Genomic DNA, 21,343 nt, shown 5'->3' with positions numbered 1-21,343 from the left:
AGGTTTTTATCTTGTGAATAGCCCAAGATATTTCTCTGAGTCATTGCGTTTCATAGTGATACTGAGGAGTCATCATTGAACAATAGACGACGTGTAGTTGTAACCGGCATGGGTATGGTTTCTCCTGTTGGACGTACTGTAGAAGAATCTTGGCACAATATCTTAGCAGGTAAGAGCGGTGTTGGCCGAGTAGAATCTTTTGACGTCACTGACTATCCAACGAAAATTTGGGCAAAAGTAAAGAATTTCAATGTCGAAGATTATCTGGCGTCAAAAGATGCTCGTAAAATGGATGCATTTACTCAATATGGCATGGTTGCTGCTGTAGAAGCGATTGCCGACTCCGGGCTAAAGATCGATGATGCGCTCTCAAAGCGCGCTGGTGTTGCCGTGGGAGCAGGTATTGGTGGCATTGAAACCATTACTAATAACCAAGAAAAGCTGTTGAATGGTGGCCCAAGAAAAGTTTCACCTTTTTTCATTCCTGCGGGCATTATCAATATGGTGGCTGGACAAATTTCAATTCAACACCAATTAAAAGGCCCAAATATTTCTGTGGTTACGGCTTGTACCACCGGTACCCATAACATTGGATTGGCTGCGCGCATGATTGTGTATGGTGATGCTGATGTGATGGTTTGCGGAGGTGCAGAAATGACAACGACACCTTTGTGCTTAGCGGGTTTCTCTGCGGTACGTTCTCTTTCTAAACGTAATGATGAACCAGAAAAGGCCTCACGTCCTTTTGACAAAGACCGAGATGGATTTGTCATGGGGGAAGGCGCTGGAATTTTAGTGTTAGAAGAGTATGAACACGCAAAAGCTCGTGGCGCTGAAATTTACGCTGAATTAGTTGGATTTGGAATGTCAGGTGATGCTTACCATATTACTGCACCTGATGCCGATGCCGATGGCGCATCACGCGCAATGGAAATTACAATCCAAGATGCGGGTGTTCAACCTTCTCAAGTTGATTATATTAATGCTCATGGCACTTCAACCTACTTAAATGATCTGAATGAAACTAAGGCTATCAAGCGCGTATTTAGGGATCATGCTTATGAACTGGCTGTGAGTTCAACGAAATCCATGACTGGCCACTTGTTGGGCGCAGCTGGCGCTGTTGAAGCTATTTTCAGTATACTTGCTATTCGTGATCAAGTGGCGCCACCTACCATCAATCTGGAAAACCCAGATGAAGGTTGTGATTTAAATTATGTACCGAATAAGCCACAACAACGTGACATTAACTATGCGCTTAGTAACTCACTCGGTTTTGGCGGTACTAATGGCAGCTTACTATTTAAAAAAATGTAATGAATGGGTTTTGAATGAATTTGCGATAACACACATTTTTCAAGGTATTAGCGTATAAAATTTTGAAGAATGGTAAGGTTCGTGAAGCGCTAAACCGATAGTCGGCAAGTAGTTTTCACCTGAGAAGTCCGTTATCTTCAGGTGAAATGAGTATATTCCCTTAGCCTAGCTACATCGCACCAATTTTTTTGCATAAGAGGCACTATGATTCATAGACACATGAAATTATTGGTTACTCTTATAGCAGTGTTGACACTTATCATAATGATTGGGCTGGGTTTTGCTTTTTATCGTGCGGCTTCTCAACCTTTAATACTACAATCGCAAGCATCGAGTATTTTTCAGGTTAAAAAAAACACAACAGCAGCAGCGTTTGTTGATTCCCTTAAACAGCAACATCATATTCATTCTCAACAATTACTCCTACTATTAATCCGTATCACCAGACTTACCCATCAATTAAAAGCCGGTATTTATGAAATTCATCCAGAAGAATCCGCTTGGGATTTTATTAATCGTGTGTCAAAAGGAGAGGTTTTAACGATTCCTTTTACCATTGTGGAAGGCACCACACAAACACAAGTGATTGCCAATTTAAAAACGGCAGCTTATTTATCTTATAACAGCTCGGATTGGGATGTTATTAAAAGCGACCACCTTAATAATGAGGGGCTGCTTCTTGCAGATACTTATGTATATGAAGCCGGAAGCGATGCTGCTCAATTAATTGCTCATGCTCATACTGATTTACTTCAATATCTTAATGAGCGGTGGCTGAAACGACAAACGGGACTTCCTTATAAGTCGCCTTACGAAATGTTAATTGTAGCCTCTATTCTTGAAAAAGAATCTGCGGTCTTAGAAGAGAAATATATCATTTCAGGGGTGATTGTTAATCGAATTAGAAAGCGCATGCCGCTTCAGGTTGATCCAACTGTTATTTATGCGCTTGGCGAGCAATATGATGGTAAATTAACACACAAAAATATGCAGGTTGACTCACCATTTAATACCTATAAATATAAGGGATTGCCTCCTACGCCGATTGCTATGGTTGGCAAACAAGCAATTGATGCAGCAGCAAACCCAACTAGAACGGATTATTTATATTTCGTTGCCAAAGGTGATGGGACACATCATTTTTCAGTAACTTATCAAGAACAAAAAGAAGCCATTCATCGGTTTTTAAAAACAAATAAATAGGCAGTTTTCCTAACATTTTCAAGCCCTCGATAACGTTAGGAACACCGCTTGAAAAAATCTTAACTAGTTTAAGGGAAACAGAATGCGTTCAGAAAGAGGACATTATATTGTCGTTGAGGGGTTGGAAGGAGCAGGTAAATCCACAGCTATAAAAACGATTAAATCTTATTTGGCATCTCATGTAGAGCATTTGATTCTAACTCGTGAGCCGGGTGGAACGCGCGTCGGTGAAGTAGCTCGGGAACTCATTAAAGAAATTAATCCCGATCAACCGTTAGATCCACGTACGGAACTACTTTTGTTATACGCCGCCCGAATTCAACTTATGGAATTAGTGATTAAGCCCGCTCTTGCTGAAGGAACTTGGGTTTTGGCTGACCGATACGAACTATCCACCTTTGCCTATCAAGGTGGAGGGAGAAAAATGGATCCGACGTTGATTTCGCAACTTTCCTCCTTCTCCATGCAAGGGTTTAAGCCCGATTTAGTAATTTTTCTAGACGTTTCCCCCAAACGTGGTTTGAAACGCGCGCAATCTCGGGGCACTACCGATCGCATTGAGCAGGAAGACTTGTCCTTTTTTCAAGACGTTTATCAAAGCTACCATGAACACATAAAAACCATGGACAATGTGATTATTATTGATGCAGGAAAGCCATTAAAAGTAGTTCAAAATTTAATCAAGGACGCATTAGATAGCTATGTAGGGGTCACTAGTGGTTGAACACTTTGCAGCCCACGATCGCCTGTGGCGATCATTTCAACCGATGTTGGCGAGCCAGCGGATACCGCAATCGATGTTATTTGTAGGGCCACGTCACATCAATGCTTCGATGTTTGTTCTGAGAGTTATTACCTGCCTGTTTTGCGAGCAGTCAGACGGTTGTGGCCATTGTCATCAATGCCAAAGGTTGCACGAAAATGTGCACCCTGATTTACATTATATTTCTAGAGAGGCGGTAGATAAGCCGATTAAAATCGATCAAATCCGCTCCATCCAAGCCGATGTCTATCAAACACCAAAACGAGCGAAATACCGGGTTGTTGTTATTGACTCTGCTGACAGAATGAATTTAGCGGCAGCCAATGCGTTGTTAAAGGTGTTGGAAGAACCACCTTCACACACGATTTTTATCTTAATTGCGGAGCAAATCAATAGCATTCCTGCGACTATTTTAAGCCGCTGCCAAAAATACTGTTTTTCTGACGAAATTCAGACTGATCCCTTTGATTTCTTTAGTTTAAGTAAATTATATTCGGCCAAGGATCCACGCGCCGTAATTTTTGAAAACAACGATAAGCTGATACATTCGCTTAGCGATCTACTGGAGGGCAAATCATCACCCCCAACGATTGCCGCGGAATGGAGTGCTTATAATTTTGATGATCTATTGTGGTGGTTGTATTTAGTAAATGCACAAATGATTCGTTTTCATGTTTATGATTCGTTTCAGAAATCAAAGCATAGTAATAAACTGTTGTTACAGTTGTCTCAACAGATCCCTGTATTTAAGTTATTTGACTATAATGAAAAAATAAGCGCACTAAGAAAAAAACTACACCAAAACATTACCCTGAACCAAACGTTAGCGCTTGAGGATTTGTTGTTAGATTATATTCGGAACATTTAATGAATGATATGGTTGACCTAATTGAGTGCAACTTTAGCAATGAACATGCGTTGTATCTAGCTTATATGCCTTTTATCAAGGGAGGCGGATTATTTATTCGGACCGCCAAAGAATATACGCTTGGTGGTGAGGTTACGCTGTCAGTTCAACTTCCCGAAGAGCCAGAAGAGTTTTTAGTAGAGGGGAAAATTGTTTGGTTGACACCCAAAGAAGCGCAAGGAAACAAACCGGTTGGAATTGGCGTTCAGTTAGCTGGAAAAAATGGCCAAGCTCTCTGCACTAAAATTGAAACAATCCTAGCTGGCAAGTTAAAATCTACTCAAGGCACGGATACGCTATAACGACTTACTATGACTTACAATCTTATGAATAATCCAAATCTGACCCTTATCGATTCACATTGCCATTTACATACCATAGATTTAAGCGAGTTCGATAATAAATTAGAACACGTAATGCAAAAAGCCCATGAAGCTGGGGTAAAAGAAATGCTGTGCGTTTGCATTGAGCTTAATGACATGCCAGAGCTTTATAAGCTCGCCGAAAAATATTCAAACGTATATATTTCTGCTGGGTTGCACCCAAACTCGAGCGTTGAAGAAGAGCCTAACGTTAAAGCATTGTCATTGCTTGCCTCACATAGCTCCTGCATTGCAATTGGTGAAACTGGACTGGATTATTTTCGAACCGCGGATGACGAAGCCATTGAAACGCAGCGACAACGTTTTCGTGAGCATATTCGAGCGGCTTGTCAATCTCAAAAACCTTTAATTATTCACACTCGTGATGCTGTTGAGGATACGATTAAGTTGATGAGGGAAGAAAATGCTGCCGAAATAGGAGGCGTTCTACATTGTTTTACCGAATCATGGGAAATGGCAAAAAAAGCATTGGATCTCGGATTTTACATTTCTTTTTCCGGTATTGTAACCTTTAAAAATGCTACCGACTTACAGGAAGTGGCGAAGAAAGTACCGCTCGATCGCATCTTAATTGAGACAGATTCCCCCTATCTTGCACCTGTGCCTTTTAGAGGCAAGCAAAATCATCCCGCTCTAGTCAAACATGTAGCGTTAGCAATCAGTGAGCTAAGAGGAGTCAATATTGAGCAATTAGCGACTCAAACCACCGATAACTTTTACCGATGTTTTAGGATTGGCGGTTAAATCGTTGGTAGAGAGGCTAAAATTCTGATGGACAAGCAAACGGCGTAAAAGGCGCCAAACCCCAGCTGTCCCAAGTTTAAGAAAAACAAAAAAGGATTTCCGTCAAAGAGTACAATTGCTCGCGTGTTATCGTTGTTTAAACCGAAGTGCATTGAATTGGTGTTGATGAGATGGGTGGAGCGAATTGTTTCCTCCTGTGAAGACCAAAAACAAGGAATGGCAGAGGGAAGCCATGCAACTCGGACGAACGGGTATCATGCTTTGGGTATTGCGTTTAAAATCCTTAGGTCACTATCGCAGCGGTGATTCTGATAACGGAGTAAAATAATATTGACCGATTCTTTTAAATAGATTTTTCGGGCATCATCAGGTGTGAGGGTAGTTTTTCGTTAAGTATTGATTTTTTTGGCGCTTATTACCTTAAAAACACAGCAAAAAGCACCTCAAGAAAGCGTTGCTAATTTAATAGAAAGTTATAGTTCAAATGATTGCGAAACGAGCGCTTTTAGGTTTGCTTAGAAATATTCAAAATTATTTTTGACAAGCACTCAATTTTTTCATCATTCCCCATAGATTGACTAAAAATTCCTTCAGTGACCCCTTTCATTATGGCTAACAAGTCGCCATCAATCTGGTTGGTGGGTTTATTAATGTTATTGTTTAGATGGTTTATATTGTTATTTTTTGATGATGTATTATGTGTTCTTTTAAAGCTAACTTCTAACCAATTGACTAGTAATTCTGGCTTTTTAGAATGGATACTTAGGGATTCAATTTCATTTTGTTTTGATTGGCTCTTAACAAAGAAGTCTTTTGCTTTCTTGAATGGCTTAATCATCTCACCTGGATATATAATAAAGTTATAACCAAGAGAAGCTGCAACCCATATTACTCCTGGTGTTTCTTCTATTAGATAGCCTTTTGACCGTTTGAGTAGTAAATCTTTCGTACTTGTTTCCGTTGCGTGTCTTCTAGCAAAATTTGAAGCAGTATCTTCTACACTGTCCATTAAGGTATCTTCAGTGAAAAAAAACGATTGAATTTCATCCTGTTTTAATAAAAATTTCTTGGATTTATTTAACCAACTACTCCAATTAACAACCTCAAAATTACTTTTTTCTTTGGCAAGCTTATTGAGGCAAATCATTTTATCCAAAGGAAATTGCTTTAGTTCTTGTTCATCAAACTGAGCTGGAGAAATGCCAAGAGGACTTAAAAAGCTTGATAAATTTTCTTCAAAATAAGCTTGTCCAAGTTCAGAAGCTTGCTTTCTAAGCTCCTCTTCCTCTCTGGATGAAAAATCCACACGAAGATTATGCCAAAACACTTCATCGGCAATTAAAAAAGTTGTAAATTCATGAGTCAAGCATGCTTTTTCTACAATAGCTTTAAGATATTCGCCGGCGCAAAATTCATTGCCAGTGATACTCAAAAGCACCAAAGCCTTGGTATTTTTGAGAGAAGGATACAAGGACTTTGATTTCCCATCGAAGTGGGCCGTAACAATGCCACCATTCTTTGAGCCTTTTATTTTAACCATGCCGTATCCTTGTGAATCAGATAATAAAAAAGAAATCAAATTGTAATTTAATTGCCCACGAGCGTCAATAAACAAACATAAGCAACCATGATGTCGTTGTGAGTAAATCCTTATTATTTATTAGCTATAATCAATATTAATTTTCATAAAAAGGTTTATTGATGAAATCAAAAAAAAAATTCGATCTTCTCAATATAATTCGGCAACGAGATGAAGAAATTAGTCGTTTACAATTAAAGATTAAGTCTTTAGGCGAAAATTCAAAGCCTGAAAAAATTAAAGATTTTTATGAGGATTTAATTGCTAAAATTCCTGGAAATATTTATTGGATGAATACCAAGAATGAATTTCTTGGCTGTAACGATCAACAAGCAAAGTTAGCTAATCTCAATGACCGACGTGAAATTGTTGGAAAATCCAATTTTGACATGCCGTGGAAAGATCAAGCAGAAGATCTTAATCGGGTAAACAACTTAGTTATACAAACTGGCAAACCAATGATTCAGGAAGAAAAAGCCCAAATGGCAAATGGGTATAGAATTTACCTTTCACACAAAGTACCTTTAACAGACGGAAATGGTGAAGTTATTGGGCTACTAGGCGTATCACTTGATATAAATGATTTAAAAATGCTAGAGCTAAACCTCGCCAAAGCAAAAGAACAAGCCGAAGCTGCCAATAAAGCCAAAAGCGAATTTATCGCTAATATGAGTCATGATATTAGAACGCCACTATCGGGCATCATTGGGATATCTAGCATCTTAGAAGATGAAGCCCCCGATGAAACTATCAAAGAATACGCCCACATGCTTAACATCAGCGGCGAGCAATTGCTATCGCTTTTAAACGCTGTGTTAGAACTGGTCTCAACTAAGTCATTAGGTAAGAAAAAACTCAATCTGAAATCGTTTAGCATCAAAGAAATGTTAAATAACCTCTTTGAGCTAGAGCTTCCCTCTCTTGAACTCAAAGACATTGATTTTAAACTTGATGTGGGGCCTAATGTGCCCGATGTTGTCTTTTCTGACAAAGAAAAAGTGTATCGGATTTTATTAAATATCTTATCCAATGCCATTAAATTCACTCACAACGGGCGTATTACTATCCAAGTGAATTTAGTAGACACACATGAAGATGACATCAAACTCTGCTTTAAAGTCATCGATACTGGCATTGGCATCCCTGAAGAAGACATCCATAAAGTCTTTGATCAGTTTTATCGCTCAACTTTCTCTTATGAAGGTAATTTTGATGGCTATGGGATTGGCTTGTACATCGTACGCGATTATCTTGAGAAACTTCATGGACGTGTTGACATCGAAAGCCAAGAAGGAAAAGGCACCACCATCGCCTTAACTATTCCAATGAAGAAAGCCTCTGCCACGAAGATAAGTGGTGCTGAACTAGAAACTGCCCTACCTCAAAAAGAATCTTATATCCACATTGAAATCACCCCTGACAATGAAGATGCCTTTGTGCTTTTAGTCGAAGATAATTTCATCGCGCGCAAAATTGCCGCTGATGTGTTAACCAAAACCGGCTGTCGCGTCATGCAGGCGGAAACATCAACGAAAGCCTATGAGCTAGCCCAAAGTCACCGTTTTGATTTTATTATAACCGATATTGGACTGCCGGATTTCTCAGGCTTTGATTTAGCGAAAAAAATACATCATTACGAACAAGAAAAAAAGTTGCCTGTCACGCCCATCATTGGCCTTTCAGCTCATGCGACTCAAGAAGATGTTGCAAAAGCAAAACAATCCGGCCTGTTGGATTTAAAAGAAAAACCTCTTAAAGCAGGTCTGGTTGAAAAACTCATTTATCAGTTTGGACACTCAAAATTAAAAAAAGCTCCAGGATCAGGCAACTCACAACAAGAATCTCTAGAAAAAGAGAACAAAGAAGCCCAACTTTATGTCGCAGATTTGCCAGACAATCTGGATGAACTCTTCGACCTATCTGTCTTGCCGACATTGGATATTGAAGATGGTATAAAAATCATAGGTTCTGAAGAAATGCTGGCTAATGTATTAAAACTCATGGTCGAGCAATCCTTACCCCAAGATTTAAAAGAAATGATTGACGCGCACGATGCAGGCGACTGGGATAAAACCCAAAGGCTTGCCCACAAAATTAAAGGCGGTGCCGTTTACGTTGGGGCTATAAAAATGAAGATAGCCTGTCAATATCTTGAGCGCTACTGGAAAACGAATCAACACGAACTTCTTGAATCTCTTTATGAACAAGCCATTAATACCATTAATGAAAGCATGAAAGGCATTTCAGAATGGTTAAAAACTAGAAACTAAAACATTAATTTTAGCCATCAAATTTTTTGATTTACAAACATTAAGGTTTATTTAAAACTTAAACCCATGGACTCGATAAGAGAAATAGCTTTAGGAAGCGCCTGTAATTAGAAAGAGTGAAAAGTCAAAAATTTAATTAAACATCGGAGGATTATGCCGCGTTCCTTGCGGCTTGATTCATCTCTGACTCAAAATAGTCCGTATTTAACAATCCCTGTCTGGCCTCACAAGCATAGTTTATCAAAGCCCATAAGCAAGTCATGATGAAAAGAGAGCGAGCATTTGGAAGAGATTTCTCAAAATGTGGCAAGTCTTAAAAACGATGGGTTGTTGAATGATAGAATAGGGAAGAGCGACACTGTCAATTTATCCCTAAAATTATTTCGTATATTCTAGTCACAAATCAAAGTTCGTTACAGGGTGTAAGTCGTGGACTTACTGAACGAAAATGGCAATAAGTACACGTAGTGTATTCACAAGTAACAACTCATGAACAAAATTTAGACTTAAATGCAGCATAACGTTCGCTATATTATAGAGACTAGCATGATAGAAAAAATTATCGATATAACCAAGTCAGACCAGCATGAGCTTATTGAGTTATGGGAGAAATCAGTTAGGGCAACGCATGATTTTTTAAAAGAAAACGATATAAAAGAATTAAAACCACTGATTTTGAATCAATATTTCGACAAAGTTACTCTTAAAGGTATTAAAAATAAAGACAGTAAGTGGATTGGTTTTATAGGTGTCGCCAGTAATAAAATTGAAATGCTTTTTATTTCTCTTGAGTATCAAGGGCAGGGGGTGGGTTCTTTGTTGTGTAAATTTGCTATCAAAGAAATGAATGTTGACGAAGTGGATGTTAACGAGGAAAATCCTAAAGCAAGGCGATTTTATGAAAAAATGGGGTTTAAAGTTATTGCTCGTTCACCATTAGATGGGCAGGGTAAACCATACCCTCTGTTACATATGAAGTTAATAGAATATGAAGAAATTGATCCTGTAAAATAAAAAAAGCCGCCATCGTAATAGTTATTTGAGTAAATATCGAATCATTATTCATGCACTCCTACCGTTTACGCCCATTAATGCCTTTCTAATAAGGCATTTTTTGTTTTTGTCACACGCATTAGAGCAATATATACCCATTCCACCTGAAGGTACTGGATTTTCGCTATCGCTTTTTACGCCAGCGATTTGTTCAAAAGCTCGCAATTACTTCGCTTTTGAACAAATCGCTGACACAAAAATCAAGTCGCGAAAAAACCAGTATCTTCAGGTGGAATGAGTATAGGAAGCGACTTTGACAAGGAAAAATTAATACTGGTTGCTTTTTAAAACTTGGGACGCGGCCAAACCCCACTATTTATTTAAGATAAATTTAAGTAAAGTAACAAAAATTTTTCATAACTATTAAGGGTTTGATCATGAATTTTCTCGCTCCGGTGCTTTTCGCCACCTCGTTTATATACGCTTATTTGGTATCTCCTTTATTTCCTACTTATTTCGCAGCTTTATTATCTTGTTTATTGTTATTTTCGGTTGGGATTTTGAGCATCATAGAATGGTTTTATTATTGTTACAAAACGCGCAAAACAGCCAGAGAAATGGGTTGGAAGCCTTCGCCTTTCCAACATGAGGCAGGCTATGCCGATTTGGGATTTGGAGTCGGCGGTGTGCTGGCTTATTTTTATCCTGTTTTTGCTCCGGGCATTGTGGTTTCTTTTTCAATTTTCTCATTCGGAGTAGCTTGGGGTCATCTTCGTGAAATGATCAAGATGGGTAATTACAAGTCTGGGAATGTCGGCCCTGTTTTATTTACAGATATACTTACCCCAATTAGCTTGCTCGCGACTTTTTGGCATGTCTGGCGAATTTATTTGTTTAAAATCAACTACATCATACCATATTAAATATTTTAAGAACCTGTTTAAGTGTTATTAAGGAAATTTCAGTGTATACCATTTTTAAAAAACAAAAAAAACCAAGCCGTACAAAAAATACTTTCCAAAATTATTATGATCATATTAATTGCTTACTGGAGGATTTAACCGAAACAATGAATGATATTGAAAATGATCTCTCTCAAGGAGACGTTAATACTGCATTATCAAAAATTAGCCAGGAGGTATTAAAGCGATTAACTATGTTAGAACCGATTTATGATCGGTATGATTATTTCGATGAGATTGTTGGGGCAACCGCGGTCTCACTGTTAGGGATATCCATTTCTTTAACGTCTCTTGCGTTAGCTTTTTGGGAAAGTATACAGCTGTTAGCCATTAACGCTGGAATAAAGCAAAAAGACGGAGAGAACCATAGCAACAAAGCCATTCAATGTTTGTTATTTTCCGGGGCTATGTTATTGGTAGGTGTTTGTTTTTTTCTCAAATCATCTGTCAGTTTATTATCCAGACCACTGATGACATTAATTGAAGGATGGAAAGAAGATGATAAAGCAAGATTCACGCGTGAAGATTCTTTTGAATCATGGGTACAGGCGCGTTATAATGCATTCAAAGGAATGCTAAAGCCGGAATATAGTTAATTTCTGGGGTTTAAATTGTGAATTTGTATATTGGGTTAATGTCTGGAACAAGCATGGATGGTATTGACGCAGCACTCGTTGATGTTGATAGCAATCGATTAATTGCAGGCATTACAACTTCTTATTGCGCTCAAACCTTAGAATTATTAAATGAAGTTTTAACTCAAAAAAAATACTCTCTAGGCATTATCCCTCAATTAAATACCTTAATCGGACATGATTTTGCAGACGCTGTAAATGAACTTTTATTGCAGTCTCAAATTTCCTTTAACCATATTCGGGCCATTGGTAGTCATGGGCAAACCATTGCTCATGATGTGACGACAACGATACCTTATACATTGCAATTAGGATGCGCCCACACAATCGCTGTGAAGACAGGGATCACCGTGGTTGCAGATTTTAGAACGCGTGACTTAGCACTTGGTGGAATTGGTGCGCCCTTTGCGCCAGTTTATCACCAAGCTTTATTCGAGACTCTATCAGAAGACCCTGTTGCTGTTGTAAACATTGGCGGGATCGCAAACGTGACGTTTTTACACAAAGGCCAGGCCAGTCGCGGATTTGATACTGGACCTGGAAACTGCTTAATGGATTATTGGACTAAAAAGCATCTTCATCGCCCATACGACGCGAATGGAGATTGGGCTTCTACAGGGATTGTAAATCACGCATTGCTGGATCATTTTTTACAAGATCCTTATTTTCATAAACCGATCCCTAAAAGCATTGGTAAAGAATATTTTTCTTCTGACTGGCTAACGCATTATCTTGAAGAACATTATAAACTCGAAGATGTGCAGGCGACTTTACTTGCCTTAACCGCGAATACAATATGCGATGCAATTGAGAAAAGCTCTTTCAAACCTAAAAAGGTGTATGTTTGTGGTGGTGGTGCGCAAAATACTAAGCTTTTAAGTGAAATAGCAGCGAAGCTTACTGCGGCAAACGTAAGCAGCACAGAGGTCATCGGGGTTGATCCTAATTATATTGAAGCTATGATGTTTGCTTGGCTCGCTAAGAAAACAATGACAAAAACGCCGGTCGATATGTGTACGATTACAGGTGCCCAAAAACCCGCCATCTTGGGCGCAATTTATTATAGTTGAGCGATAGCGAAAATCTTGTAATTTAGCAATTTCAGCTAGAACTACTGGATTGCATCAACCTCTAGCCACCTAAAAAAATGTCCGGTGGCAAACACGAACGAGTGAAAAATCAGCCTAAGTTTAATCTTAAATAAGAGCTGAATCATGGATTAAAAATGAACGCCTTGACAAAAGAATTTAGCTTGGGTCTAATGTGTATTTTATAACGCTGGTATTGCTTTGAGTACATATCCATCAAAATCATCAGAACATAGTCTCTTGAAAGCTTACTTTATTTTCTTTCTGGCAGCTTCTTTTTACATGTATGAATTTATCTTGCAAGTAGCGCCCAGCGTCATGGCCGATCCGATGATGAAAACGTTTAAAGTCAGTGCTGAAGGATTTGGCATTATCTCGGCTTTTTATTTTTATGCTTATGCCCCAATGCAATTGCCAGCCGGTGTTTTGTTTGATCGCTACGGTCCGCGTAAATTAATGACCTTTGCTTTAGTGCTTTGTGCAATTGGTTCATTCTTTTTTGCTTCCACGGACAGTGTATTTACCGCAGCCATGGGGCGATTTTTAATTGGAATTGGTTCAGCGTTTTCATTTATTGGTGTATTGGTGTTGCTCTCTCGTTGGTTTCCCCCCCAATATTTTGCAATACTCGCTGGCATTGCACAGGCGATGAGTTCAGTGGGTGCTATGTTTGGAGAAATGCCGCTGGCGGCAATGACAGAAGCGCTTGGTTGGCGCGAGGCCAGCTTTATTTTAGCGATTATGGGACTTATCCTCGCTATTTTTCTCTGGACTTTTATCCGCGATTATCCAAATCATCCCACTCAAGAAAAGCCATTGCACCGGTTTCGCGATGAATGGCAGCGATTAGTGGCGGTCTGTAAACACGCTTATACGTGGAAAACAGGGGCGTATGCCTTTACGATATGGACTCCCATAGCGGTGTTTGCGGCACTTTGGGGCGTTCCTTATCTTGAAGAAAAATATCAAATCGGTGTTGTTGAAGCTTCTGGTATGTGCAGTATGATCTGGCTTGGCATAGGAATAGGCAGCCCAGTATTAGGCTGGTTAAGCGATCGGTTCTACAGTCGACGCTTAGCATTGGGATTAAGCGCTTTTTTCGGTTTCTTGGCTACTTGCGTTCTACTTTATGTTCCTGGTGTTGAAATGAGCTGGATGTATTTGGTCTTGTTTGTTTTGGGCTTAGGCGCTGGCGGTCAAACGGTTAGTTTTGCCGTAGTTAAAGACAATAATCCCAATCATTTAGTTGGAACGGCGTCTGGATTTAACAATCTTTCGGTATTAATTGGCGGGGCCATCTTTCAGCCCCTGGTTGGTGTGTTTTTGCACCGATTCGGTGATTATGACATTGTAAATGGTATTACAACGTATACCGTTAGCAGCTATCAAAAAGCACTGTTGGTTATGCCATGTTGTTATTTCTTAAGCTTAATTTTGGTATTATTTCTCATTAAAGAATCTCATCCTGGGCGAAAATCTAGCATTCCGTGAAATTGACCGCGAGACCACCCGTCGATGTTTCCTTATAAATACTTTGCATATCCAACCCGGTTTGTTTCATGGTTTTGATGACTTTATCTAAAGAAATTTTATGTTGACCATCGCCTATTAACGCCATGCGAGAGGCATTCACGGCTTTTACTGAACCCATGGCGTTGCGCTCAATGCATGGGATTTGGACAAGTCCTAATACAGGATCACAAGTCATTCCAAGATGATGTTCCATGGCAATCTCGGCAGCATTTTCGATCTGATCGATGCTGCCGCCCAAGACGGCGGTAAGTCCTGCGGCTGCCATAGATGACGCCACGCCAACTTCACCTTGACATCCCACTTCAGCACCGGATATGGAAGCTCCTTTTTTATATAAAATACCAATGGCAGCGGCAGTTAAGAAATAGGTATAGACATCCTCTTTATCTAATTTACCATGAGCGTCTTGACAGTATTTAAAAACGGCAGGAATTATTCCCGCTGCCCCATTGGTTGGGGCGGTAACAATTCGCCCCCCCGCGGCATTTTCTTCATTTACAGCCATGGCGTATAAATTCAGCCGATTCATAATATCAGAACGCTCATAAGCGCTAGGAATGCCATTTTGCGTATTTAATTTGTTATAGAGATCAGGCGCTCGGCGTTTAAGATTAAGGCCACCTGGAAGTTCGCCTGGATGATGACAGCCATTGTCAATGCATTCGCACATAACCCTGGCTATCTCTAAAATCCCTGAATAAATAGCCTCTTCATCACGCCAGCTTTTTTCATTGGCAAACATTAATTCAGTAATGGTCAAACCATTCGTTTTACACAAATCAAGTAGTTGTTTCGCTGTATCAAAGGGGTAGGGTAATTGAATGTCATCCGCTTCTAATTGATCAAATGCTTCATCCGTCGTAATAAAACCACCACCAATGGAATAATAGATTTGGCTTAATAAATAATGATTATTTGCATCAAACGCAGTAAATTTCATGCCATTGCTATGTTTCGGAAGCACTTCTTTTTGATATAAAATAAAATCTTTTTCCTGAAAAGAAATAATTTTTTTGCCAGCCAGTAGCAGTTCTTTATTGGAAATAATTTCTGTCATCCTGGGAACCATGCTTTCTGGGTCAACGGATTCCGGATCTTTACCTTCCAGTCCGTTCAATATCGCTTTATCGGTACCGTGCCCTTTGCCGGTTAGAGCGAGTGAGCCGTAAAGCTCGACTTTAACGCGCGCAACTTGATCAAACTGTCCTCTATCAACAAGGAGTTTTAAAAATTCATTTGCGGCATACATAGGTCCCACGGTGTGGGAGCTGGAAGGTCCAATACCAATGGAAAATAAATCAAAAAAACTAATATTCATTTAAATAAAACTCGATATGAGGGTTCATTAAACAGTATAGGATATTATCATAGGTAAGAATTAAGTAGTGAGAGATTTTTGCACGGTAGCTTTATATGAGATGCAAGCCACAGTAAGTTAAAGACTCTCTATAGAGATACCTATACCCGTGATCGTTCAAAATGCGTGATTTATGCTTTTCGCACTGCCGCATTTTAAAAAACTCGCAAGGGAATGAGCCGTTACTCGCTTTTTAAAATGCGACAGGACAAACAATAAAGGCGCCTAAAAACATGTCTTTTGAACGATCACGGGGATAAACTAAATTTGTCATTTCCACAAAATTTATCGATAATGCTCACATTTATTTTTTGAGAAAAACATGAACATTTCCGTATATGGAGCAGGCTATGTCGGTCTGGTTTCCGCTGTCTGTTTTGCGCATATGGGACATAAAGTTCTCTGCATTGATATTGATGAGTCAAAAATCAATCTCTTAAAGCACGGAACGTGCCCAATCTTTGAAGAGCAATTGCCAGAACTATTACACGAAGAACTCGAATCGGGCCGACTAACTTTTTCTTCGGATGTATTCTATGCTATTGAATTTGGGCAAGTCCATTTCATCGCTACTGGCACGCCGAGTTTGTCTAACGGAGATGCGGATTTATCACAAGTTCTTGTGATTGCTCAACAGATTGCTAATCAAACCGAAAAAGATACCTTAGTGGTAACAAAATCAACCGTTCCTGTCGGAACTGGCGATAAACTAAGCGCGCTTATTAGAAACATACAGCAAACGAGAGCCAGTAACTTTATAATTGACGTGGCTTCTAATCCTGAGTTCTTACGAGAAGGATCTGCTGTTTATGATTTTTTAAACGCTGATAGGATTATACTGGGTGGTGAACAACAGGCACTAGAGCCTCTCAAAGCTATTTATAAACCCCTTATTGCAAAGGGTGTTCCATTAGTAAGCATGACTCGTCAATCGGCTGAATTAACCAAATATGCGGCGAATGCTATGTTAGCTTGCAAAATCAGTTTTATGAATCAGATCAGTTTAATTGCGGAAGAATCGGGCGCAGATATTGAAGAAGTGCGTGAAGGAATGGGGTTTGATCATCGCATTGGACCGTACTTTATTCAAGCAGGGATTGGATATGGCGGATCTTGTTTTCCTAAAGACATCCGCGCTTTAAAACATACCGCGCTTGCAAAAGGAATTAATGCCCCTTTAATAGAAGCCATTGATGCTGCTAATAACCATCAAAAAAACTGGGTATATAATAAATTATTACAGCACTATAATCATGATTTGACTAACCGAACGATCGCAATCTGGGGGCTATCGTTCAAACCTGGTACGGATGATATGCGGGAAGCGAGTAGTTTAGTGATCATAAACGCTTTATTAAATGCCGGGGTAAATTTAAGATTGTATGACCCAGTAGCGATGAGTGCGGCTAAAAAAATTCTACCCGAACATGATACGATTACCTGGTGTAGAAGTGCACAAGAAGCGATTCAAACCAATTCCCTTGATGGATTGGTTATTGCAACGGAATGGGATGAATTTAAATCCTATCCCCTTCAAAATCTGGCGCACACTCTAAAGAAGACGCCTTTAATTGATGGGCGCAATTGTTTTCCATTATCAGAAGTGATTCAATCGGGAATTGCGTTGTATTATTCCGTTGGAAGACCCCCCGTGGGCATTGAGAAGGATTTTAGTTTATGAACGTAAAAAAAGCCGTTTTCCCTGTAGCTGGATTGGGCTCTAGGTTTCTTCCTGCAACGAAAGCAAATCCCAAGGAAATGTTACCCATCGTAGATAAACCCCTCATTCAATATGCCGTAGAAGAGGCCGTTCGAGCAGGTATCCATCATATGATTTTTATCACCAGCTCGAGTAAGAGGGCCATTGAAGATCATTTTGATAATAATTTTGAATTAGAATCGAGATTACAGGAACAGAGAAAAGAGGGCTTACTGGATTTAGTCCGAAATATTTCTCCACCAGGTATCCAATTTACGTACGTTCGACAACATCAACCACTAGGTCTTGGGCATGCGGTGCTCTGTGCAGAACACGTGGTGGGTGAAGAACCATTTGCAGTATTGTTGGCGGATGATTTGATCGACGATGCAAATCATTCTTGTCTAGGCGCCATGGTGGATTATTTTAATACTGCTAAACGTTCTGTATTGGCGGTGCAACCTGTGCCATGGGCCGAAGTTCATCAGTATGGAGTAGTCCGTGTTACGGATGACCATGCTCATTTTTCTGATATTAGTGCCATGGTAGAAAAGCCCCAGAGAGAATCTGCTCCCTCTAACTTAGCGTCCGTTGGCCGGTATATTTTCACACCGACTATTTTTTCTTGTTTAAAGCAAACAACCCTTGACGGTCGTGGTGAAATTCAATTAACCGATGGTATTCAGCAATTGTTAAAACAAGAATCCGTAAAAGCGTATCAATTTGATGGCAAGCGTTATGACTGTGGATCAAAACTTGGTTATTTGCAAGCCATGGTTGCTTTTGGAAAGCGTCACCCTGAAATAGGGGAGGCTTTTTGCCAATTCTTACAAAACGCTAAAGAACTCTAGTTATTTTCACCTTGTGAATCATGCTCGGTCAAGGTCTATTCTCTCAAGAGATGTTCTGTGAGCAAATCAGGCCAGTGTGGTTTTTGAGTGTAGGGTCGCCGCAAACGCTGCGGACGACGATTTCCTTTTTGCGTTCATCTCTGGCAAAATCAAAATTAACCGATATTTCCAGTGAGGAACTATGAAAATATTGATTGCAGTAAAGCGGGTAATCGATCCTTATGTAAAAATAAGAATAAAGCCTGATAGAAAAGGGGTAGAAACGCACAATGTAAAGATGTCGATGAATCCCTTTGATGAAATAGCCATCGAAGAAGCGTTAAGATTACGCGAGAAAGGGGTAGCCTCTGAGGTGATTTTAGTATCGATTGGTCCTGATGCGTCTCAGGAAACATTGCGCCACGGGTTAGCATTAGGGGCAGATAGAGCCTTTCATGTTCACACCGAAAAAGCGCTTGAAAGCTTAAATATCGCTAAAATTCTCGAAAAAATGGTAAGGGATATACAGCCCCAACTTATTTTATTGGGTAAACAATCGATTGACGGAGATAACAATCAAACACCACAAATGCTGGCGGCTTTGTTAGATTGGCCTCAGGCAACATTTGCTTCAGAGATTCAAGTCGAAGGTGATCAATTACTTGTAACAAGAGAAATCGATGGGGGCCTTGAAACCTTGAAGGTGGCAATGCCGGCAGTCATTAGTACAGATTTGCGTTTAAATGAACCTCGCTACGCGAGTTTGCCTAATATTATGAAAGCAAAGCGCAAGTCAATTGACAAAATTAGTCTTAACGACTTAGATCTGAATTTAAAACAACATGTGGATGTTCTAAGTATTAAAGCGCCTCCTATGAGAAGCGGTGGAATAAAGGTAGAGTCTGTTTCAGAATTGGTCAACAAATTAAAACACGAAGCCAAGGTGCTTTGATAGGGAGGGACTGTGAGCGTATTAATACTTGTTGAACATAATAATATGGAAATGCATCCTTCCACAAAAAATATCGTATCAGCAGCATTAACGCTTGGAAAAAAGCCAACGTTGCTCGTCGTCGGAAGTCAATGTGAAGAAGTCGCGAAAAAAGCTTCGACTTTAAACGGAGTGGAAGCGGTTTGGCGTGTGGATGATTCTGTTTACGAGCACCAACTAGCAGAAAATGTCAGTAAAGTATTGGTCGAGTTGGCTGATTCGTTTCAGATCATCATGGCTAGCTCATCCACGTTCGGCAAAAATATTCTTCCACGGGTAGCCGCATTATTAAATGTTGCCCAAGTATCGGATATAACGGCAATTATTGATGAAGATACCTTCGAGCACCCCATTTATGCTGGAAATGCGATTGAAACAGTTAAGGTTCTCGATTCGAAAAAGGTACTGACCGTCAGAGCGACCGCTTTTGAGCCGGTAACAGGGGAGCAAGAAGCATGTTGTATTGAACGTATCGATAAAGTATTTCCGTTAACCAATACTCAATTTGTTAGCCAGGAATTAAGCAAGTCGAATCGGCCAGAATTAGGCAGTGCAAGGGTGGTTGTATCAGGTGGACGTGGATTACAAAATGCTGAGCATTTTAAAATGATTGAAGCGTTGGCCGATGCATTAGGAGCTGCCGTTGGTGCTTCCAGGGCAGCGGTCGATGCAGGATTTGCACCTAATGATTACCAGGTTGGTCAAACCGGAAAAGTGGTTGCTCCGGCTTTATATATTGCTATTGGTATCTCTGGTGCGGTGCAGCATCTTGCAGGCATGAAAGAATCCAAAGTGATTGTGGCCATTAATAAAGATGAAGATGCTCCGATTTTTCAAATTGCAGACTATGGCTTGGTGGGTGATTTATTTGAAATCGTTCCCGAATTAATTCAACAGTTACAGCGCTAATGGAGTTTGACTATGTTAGTAGGTGTACCAAAAGAAATAAAGCCTCAAGAAAATCGTGTGGGTCTCGTTCCAGCTAGTGTGCGAGAAGTAATAAGGCATGGTGGACAGGTTCTAGTTGAGAAAAATGCAGGCATAGGCATTGGCATTACCGATGAAGAATATCAAGGGGCAGGGGCTAACATTGCAGATTCTGCTGAGGAGATTTTTGCACGCTCAGACTTGATTGTTAAAGTAAAAGAGCCGCAACCTGTGGAATGTAAACAACTTCGAGAAAATCAAGCTATTTTTACTTATTTGCATTTAGCCCCCGATCCCCAACAAACACGATTACTCAAGGAATCAGGGGTAACGGCAATTGCCTATGAAACGGTTACGCAGAATGATGGTGGATTACCTCTATTAACGCCCATGTCCCAAGTGGCTGGTCGCATGTCTATCCAAGCCGGCGCCCACTGCTTGGAAATGGCTCAAGGTGGAAGTGGTGTTTTGCTCGGTGGAGTACCAGGCGTTGCGCCAGCAGATGTTGTGGTCATTGGTGGTGGTGTAGTAGGAACGAATGCAGTGCGTATGGCGATGGGAATGGAAGCTCACGTCACCGTACTTGATAAATCGTTGCCACGTTTACGAGAACTTGATTTTCAATTCGGATCTAAATTAAACACCATTTATGCTACCGTTGAAGCCACAGAAAAATATGTGACCGCGGCTGATTTAGTCATCGGGGCTGTGTTAGTGCCTGGAGCGGCTGCACCAAAACTCGTAACCCGCGAGATGCTAAAAGCCATGCGTCCTGGATCCGTGGTGGTGGATGTGGCGATCGATCAAGGCGGTTGCTTTGAAACAAGTCGTCCCACAACGCATCAAGAGCCAACCTACGTAGAGGAAAATGTCGTGCATTACTGCGTTGCGAATATGCCTGGAGCTGTTCCTAAAACTTCTACCTTTGCATTAAACAATGCCACATTGCCCTTCGTAATCAGTTTAGTAACGAAAGGAATTAAACTCGCATTGCTAAGTGACGGACATTTATTAAATGGCTTAAATGTGCATAAAGGTATGATCACGTATGAAGCGGTTGCGCGTGATTTAGGCTATGACTATGTAACCGCAACCGATGCACTCACAGCATGAAAGAAATTTATGTAACCCGTTTGCAAGCAAACGGGTAGCTAGAGCGGAA

At 40.1% G+C, this 21,343-nt stretch carries 19 protein-coding genes; 17 read left to right on the top strand and 2 right to left on the bottom strand.

What is annotated here, in order from left to right; genetic code table 11:
- Positions 1–75 precede the first annotated feature (75 nt).
- From fabF to E1O47_RS03020, 6 genes are all read left to right on the top strand, one after another.
- On the top strand, positions 76–1,317 hold the full coding sequence (fabF, locus tag E1O47_RS03045) for a beta-ketoacyl-ACP synthase II (protein ID WP_207384283.1): 1,242 nt from the start codon (positions 76–78) through the stop codon (positions 1,315–1,317).
- A 204-nt stretch (positions 1,318–1,521) separates the two neighbouring features.
- Entirely contained in the window at positions 1,522–2,520 is a 999-nt protein-coding gene (gene mltG, locus E1O47_RS03040; protein WP_133129796.1) for an endolytic transglycosylase MltG, read from the top strand.
- An 82-nt stretch (positions 2,521–2,602) separates the two neighbouring features.
- Positions 2,603–3,244, top strand: a complete 642-nt coding sequence (gene tmk / locus E1O47_RS03035; protein WP_133129795.1) for a dTMP kinase — start codon at positions 2,603–2,605, stop codon at positions 3,242–3,244.
- Positions 3,237–4,151 (top strand): DNA polymerase III subunit delta' C-terminal domain-containing protein, encoded by a 915-nt coding sequence (locus tag E1O47_RS03030; RefSeq protein WP_133129794.1) that lies wholly within the window; start codon positions 3,237–3,239, stop codon positions 4,149–4,151. Before tmk ends, E1O47_RS03030 begins: the two co-directional genes overlap by 8 nt.
- Positions 4,151–4,492, top strand: a complete 342-nt coding sequence (locus tag E1O47_RS03025; protein WP_133129793.1) for a PilZ domain-containing protein — start codon at positions 4,151–4,153, stop codon at positions 4,490–4,492. Before E1O47_RS03030 ends, E1O47_RS03025 begins: the two co-directional genes overlap by 1 nt.
- A gap of 9 nt (positions 4,493–4,501) precedes the next feature.
- On the top strand, positions 4,502–5,317 hold the full coding sequence (locus tag E1O47_RS03020) for a TatD family hydrolase (protein ID WP_242601979.1): 816 nt from the start codon (positions 4,502–4,504) through the stop codon (positions 5,315–5,317).
- A gap of 505 nt (positions 5,318–5,822) precedes the next feature.
- Here the strand turns inward: E1O47_RS03020 and E1O47_RS03015 are convergent.
- On the bottom strand, positions 5,823–6,857 hold the full coding sequence (locus E1O47_RS03015) for a hypothetical protein (RefSeq protein WP_133129792.1): 1,035 nt from the start codon (positions 6,855–6,857) through the stop codon (positions 5,823–5,825).
- A 161-nt stretch (positions 6,858–7,018) separates the two neighbouring features.
- Here E1O47_RS03015 and E1O47_RS03010 point away from each other — a divergent pair, with 161 nt between their 5' ends.
- From E1O47_RS03010 to E1O47_RS02985, 6 genes are all read left to right on the top strand, one after another.
- Entirely contained in the window at positions 7,019–9,166 is a 2,148-nt protein-coding gene (locus E1O47_RS03010; protein ID WP_133129791.1) for a PAS domain-containing hybrid sensor histidine kinase/response regulator, read from the top strand.
- Positions 9,167–9,712: 546 nt separating this feature from the next.
- A complete protein-coding gene (locus E1O47_RS03005; RefSeq protein WP_133129790.1) occupies positions 9,713–10,180 on the top strand; it encodes a GNAT family N-acetyltransferase in 468 nt (155 codons plus the stop codon).
- Positions 10,181–10,596: 416 nt separating this feature from the next.
- Positions 10,597–11,082, top strand: coding sequence for a DUF6790 family protein (locus E1O47_RS03000; protein ID WP_133129789.1), 486 nt, complete (start codon positions 10,597–10,599; stop codon positions 11,080–11,082).
- Positions 11,083–11,123: 41 nt separating this feature from the next.
- Positions 11,124–11,717: a hypothetical protein gene (locus E1O47_RS02995; RefSeq protein ID WP_133129788.1), complete on the top strand. Its 594-nt coding sequence runs from the start codon at positions 11,124–11,126 to the stop codon at positions 11,715–11,717.
- Between the two features lie 17 nt (positions 11,718–11,734).
- Positions 11,735–12,826: an anhydro-N-acetylmuramic acid kinase gene (locus E1O47_RS02990; protein ID WP_133129787.1), complete on the top strand. Its 1,092-nt coding sequence runs from the start codon at positions 11,735–11,737 to the stop codon at positions 12,824–12,826.
- Positions 12,827–13,045: 219 nt separating this feature from the next.
- The gene (locus E1O47_RS02985) at positions 13,046–14,335 is read left to right on the top strand and encodes an MFS transporter (protein WP_278025358.1); all 1,290 of its coding nucleotides are present in this window, start codon (positions 13,046–13,048) and stop codon (positions 14,333–14,335) included.
- Here the strand turns inward: E1O47_RS02985 and E1O47_RS02980 are convergent.
- Positions 14,322–15,695, bottom strand: coding sequence for an L-serine ammonia-lyase (locus E1O47_RS02980; RefSeq protein WP_133129786.1), 1,374 nt, complete (start codon positions 15,693–15,695; stop codon positions 14,322–14,324). The two genes, E1O47_RS02985 and E1O47_RS02980, sit on opposite strands and share 14 nt — an antisense overlap.
- A 361-nt stretch (positions 15,696–16,056) precedes the next feature.
- Between E1O47_RS02980 and E1O47_RS02975 the strand changes: the two genes are divergently transcribed.
- The 5 genes from E1O47_RS02975 to ald all read left to right on the top strand — a co-directional run bounded on the left by E1O47_RS02975 (position 16,057) and on the right by ald (position 21,294).
- Positions 16,057–17,415 carry a UDP-glucose dehydrogenase family protein gene (locus E1O47_RS02975; RefSeq protein WP_133129785.1) on the top strand — a complete coding sequence of 453 codons (1,359 nt, stop codon included), beginning with the start codon at positions 16,057–16,059 and terminating at the stop codon, positions 17,413–17,415.
- Positions 17,412–18,284, top strand: a complete 873-nt coding sequence (gene galU, locus E1O47_RS02970) for a UTP--glucose-1-phosphate uridylyltransferase GalU (protein WP_133129784.1) — start codon at positions 17,412–17,414, stop codon at positions 18,282–18,284. The genes E1O47_RS02975 and galU overlap by 4 nt, the downstream gene beginning before the upstream one ends.
- 181 nt (positions 18,285–18,465) lie before the next feature.
- Positions 18,466–19,215 (top strand): electron transfer flavoprotein subunit beta/FixA family protein, encoded by a 750-nt coding sequence (locus E1O47_RS02965; protein WP_133129783.1) that lies wholly within the window; start codon positions 18,466–18,468, stop codon positions 19,213–19,215.
- Between the two features lie 12 nt (positions 19,216–19,227).
- Positions 19,228–20,163: an electron transfer flavoprotein subunit alpha/FixB family protein gene (locus tag E1O47_RS02960; RefSeq protein WP_133129782.1), complete on the top strand. Its 936-nt coding sequence runs from the start codon at positions 19,228–19,230 to the stop codon at positions 20,161–20,163.
- A gap of 12 nt (positions 20,164–20,175) precedes the next feature.
- A complete protein-coding gene (gene ald / locus E1O47_RS02955) occupies positions 20,176–21,294 on the top strand; it encodes an alanine dehydrogenase (protein ID WP_133129781.1) in 1,119 nt (372 codons plus the stop codon).
- The last annotated feature ends 49 nt before the right edge of the window (positions 21,295–21,343 follow it).

This window comes from Legionella yabuuchiae, assembly GCF_900640115.1.
Classification (GTDB): Bacteria; Pseudomonadota; Gammaproteobacteria; order Legionellales; family Legionellaceae; genus Legionella_A; species Legionella_A yabuuchiae.
The sequence above is the reverse complement of the archived record's forward strand: the minus strand, read 5'-3'. Positions and strand labels throughout refer to the sequence as shown.

Bases quoted from the DNA above. Each gene is read 5' to 3' on its own strand.
- mltG (WP_133129796.1), top strand. From the start codon at position 1,522: ATGATTCATAGACACATGAAATTATTGGTTACTCTTATAGCAGTGTTG.
- tmk (WP_133129795.1), top strand. From the start codon at position 2,603: ATGCGTTCAGAAAGAGGACATTATATTGTCGTTGAGGGGTTGGAAGGA.
- E1O47_RS03025 (WP_133129793.1), top strand. From the start codon at position 4,151: ATGAATGATATGGTTGACCTAATTGAGTGCAACTTTAGCAATGAACAT.
- E1O47_RS03020 (WP_242601979.1), top strand. From the start codon at position 4,502: ATGACTTACAATCTTATGAATAATCCAAATCTGACCCTTATCGATTCA.
- E1O47_RS03015 (WP_133129792.1), bottom strand. From the start codon at position 6,857: ATGGTTAAAATAAAAGGCTCAAAGAATGGTGGCATTGTTACGGCCCAC.
- E1O47_RS03010 (WP_133129791.1), top strand. From the start codon at position 7,019: ATGAAATCAAAAAAAAAATTCGATCTTCTCAATATAATTCGGCAACGA.
- E1O47_RS03005 (WP_133129790.1), top strand. From the start codon at position 9,713: ATGATAGAAAAAATTATCGATATAACCAAGTCAGACCAGCATGAGCTT.
- E1O47_RS03000 (WP_133129789.1), top strand. From the start codon at position 10,597: ATGAATTTTCTCGCTCCGGTGCTTTTCGCCACCTCGTTTATATACGCT.
- E1O47_RS02980 (WP_133129786.1), bottom strand. From the start codon at position 15,695: ATGAATATTAGTTTTTTTGATTTATTTTCCATTGGTATTGGACCTTCC.
- E1O47_RS02975 (WP_133129785.1), top strand. From the start codon at position 16,057: ATGAACATTTCCGTATATGGAGCAGGCTATGTCGGTCTGGTTTCCGCT.
- galU (WP_133129784.1), top strand. From the start codon at position 17,412: ATGAACGTAAAAAAAGCCGTTTTCCCTGTAGCTGGATTGGGCTCTAGG.
- E1O47_RS02965 (WP_133129783.1), top strand. From the start codon at position 18,466: ATGAAAATATTGATTGCAGTAAAGCGGGTAATCGATCCTTATGTAAAA.
- ald (WP_133129781.1), top strand. From the start codon at position 20,176: ATGTTAGTAGGTGTACCAAAAGAAATAAAGCCTCAAGAAAATCGTGTG.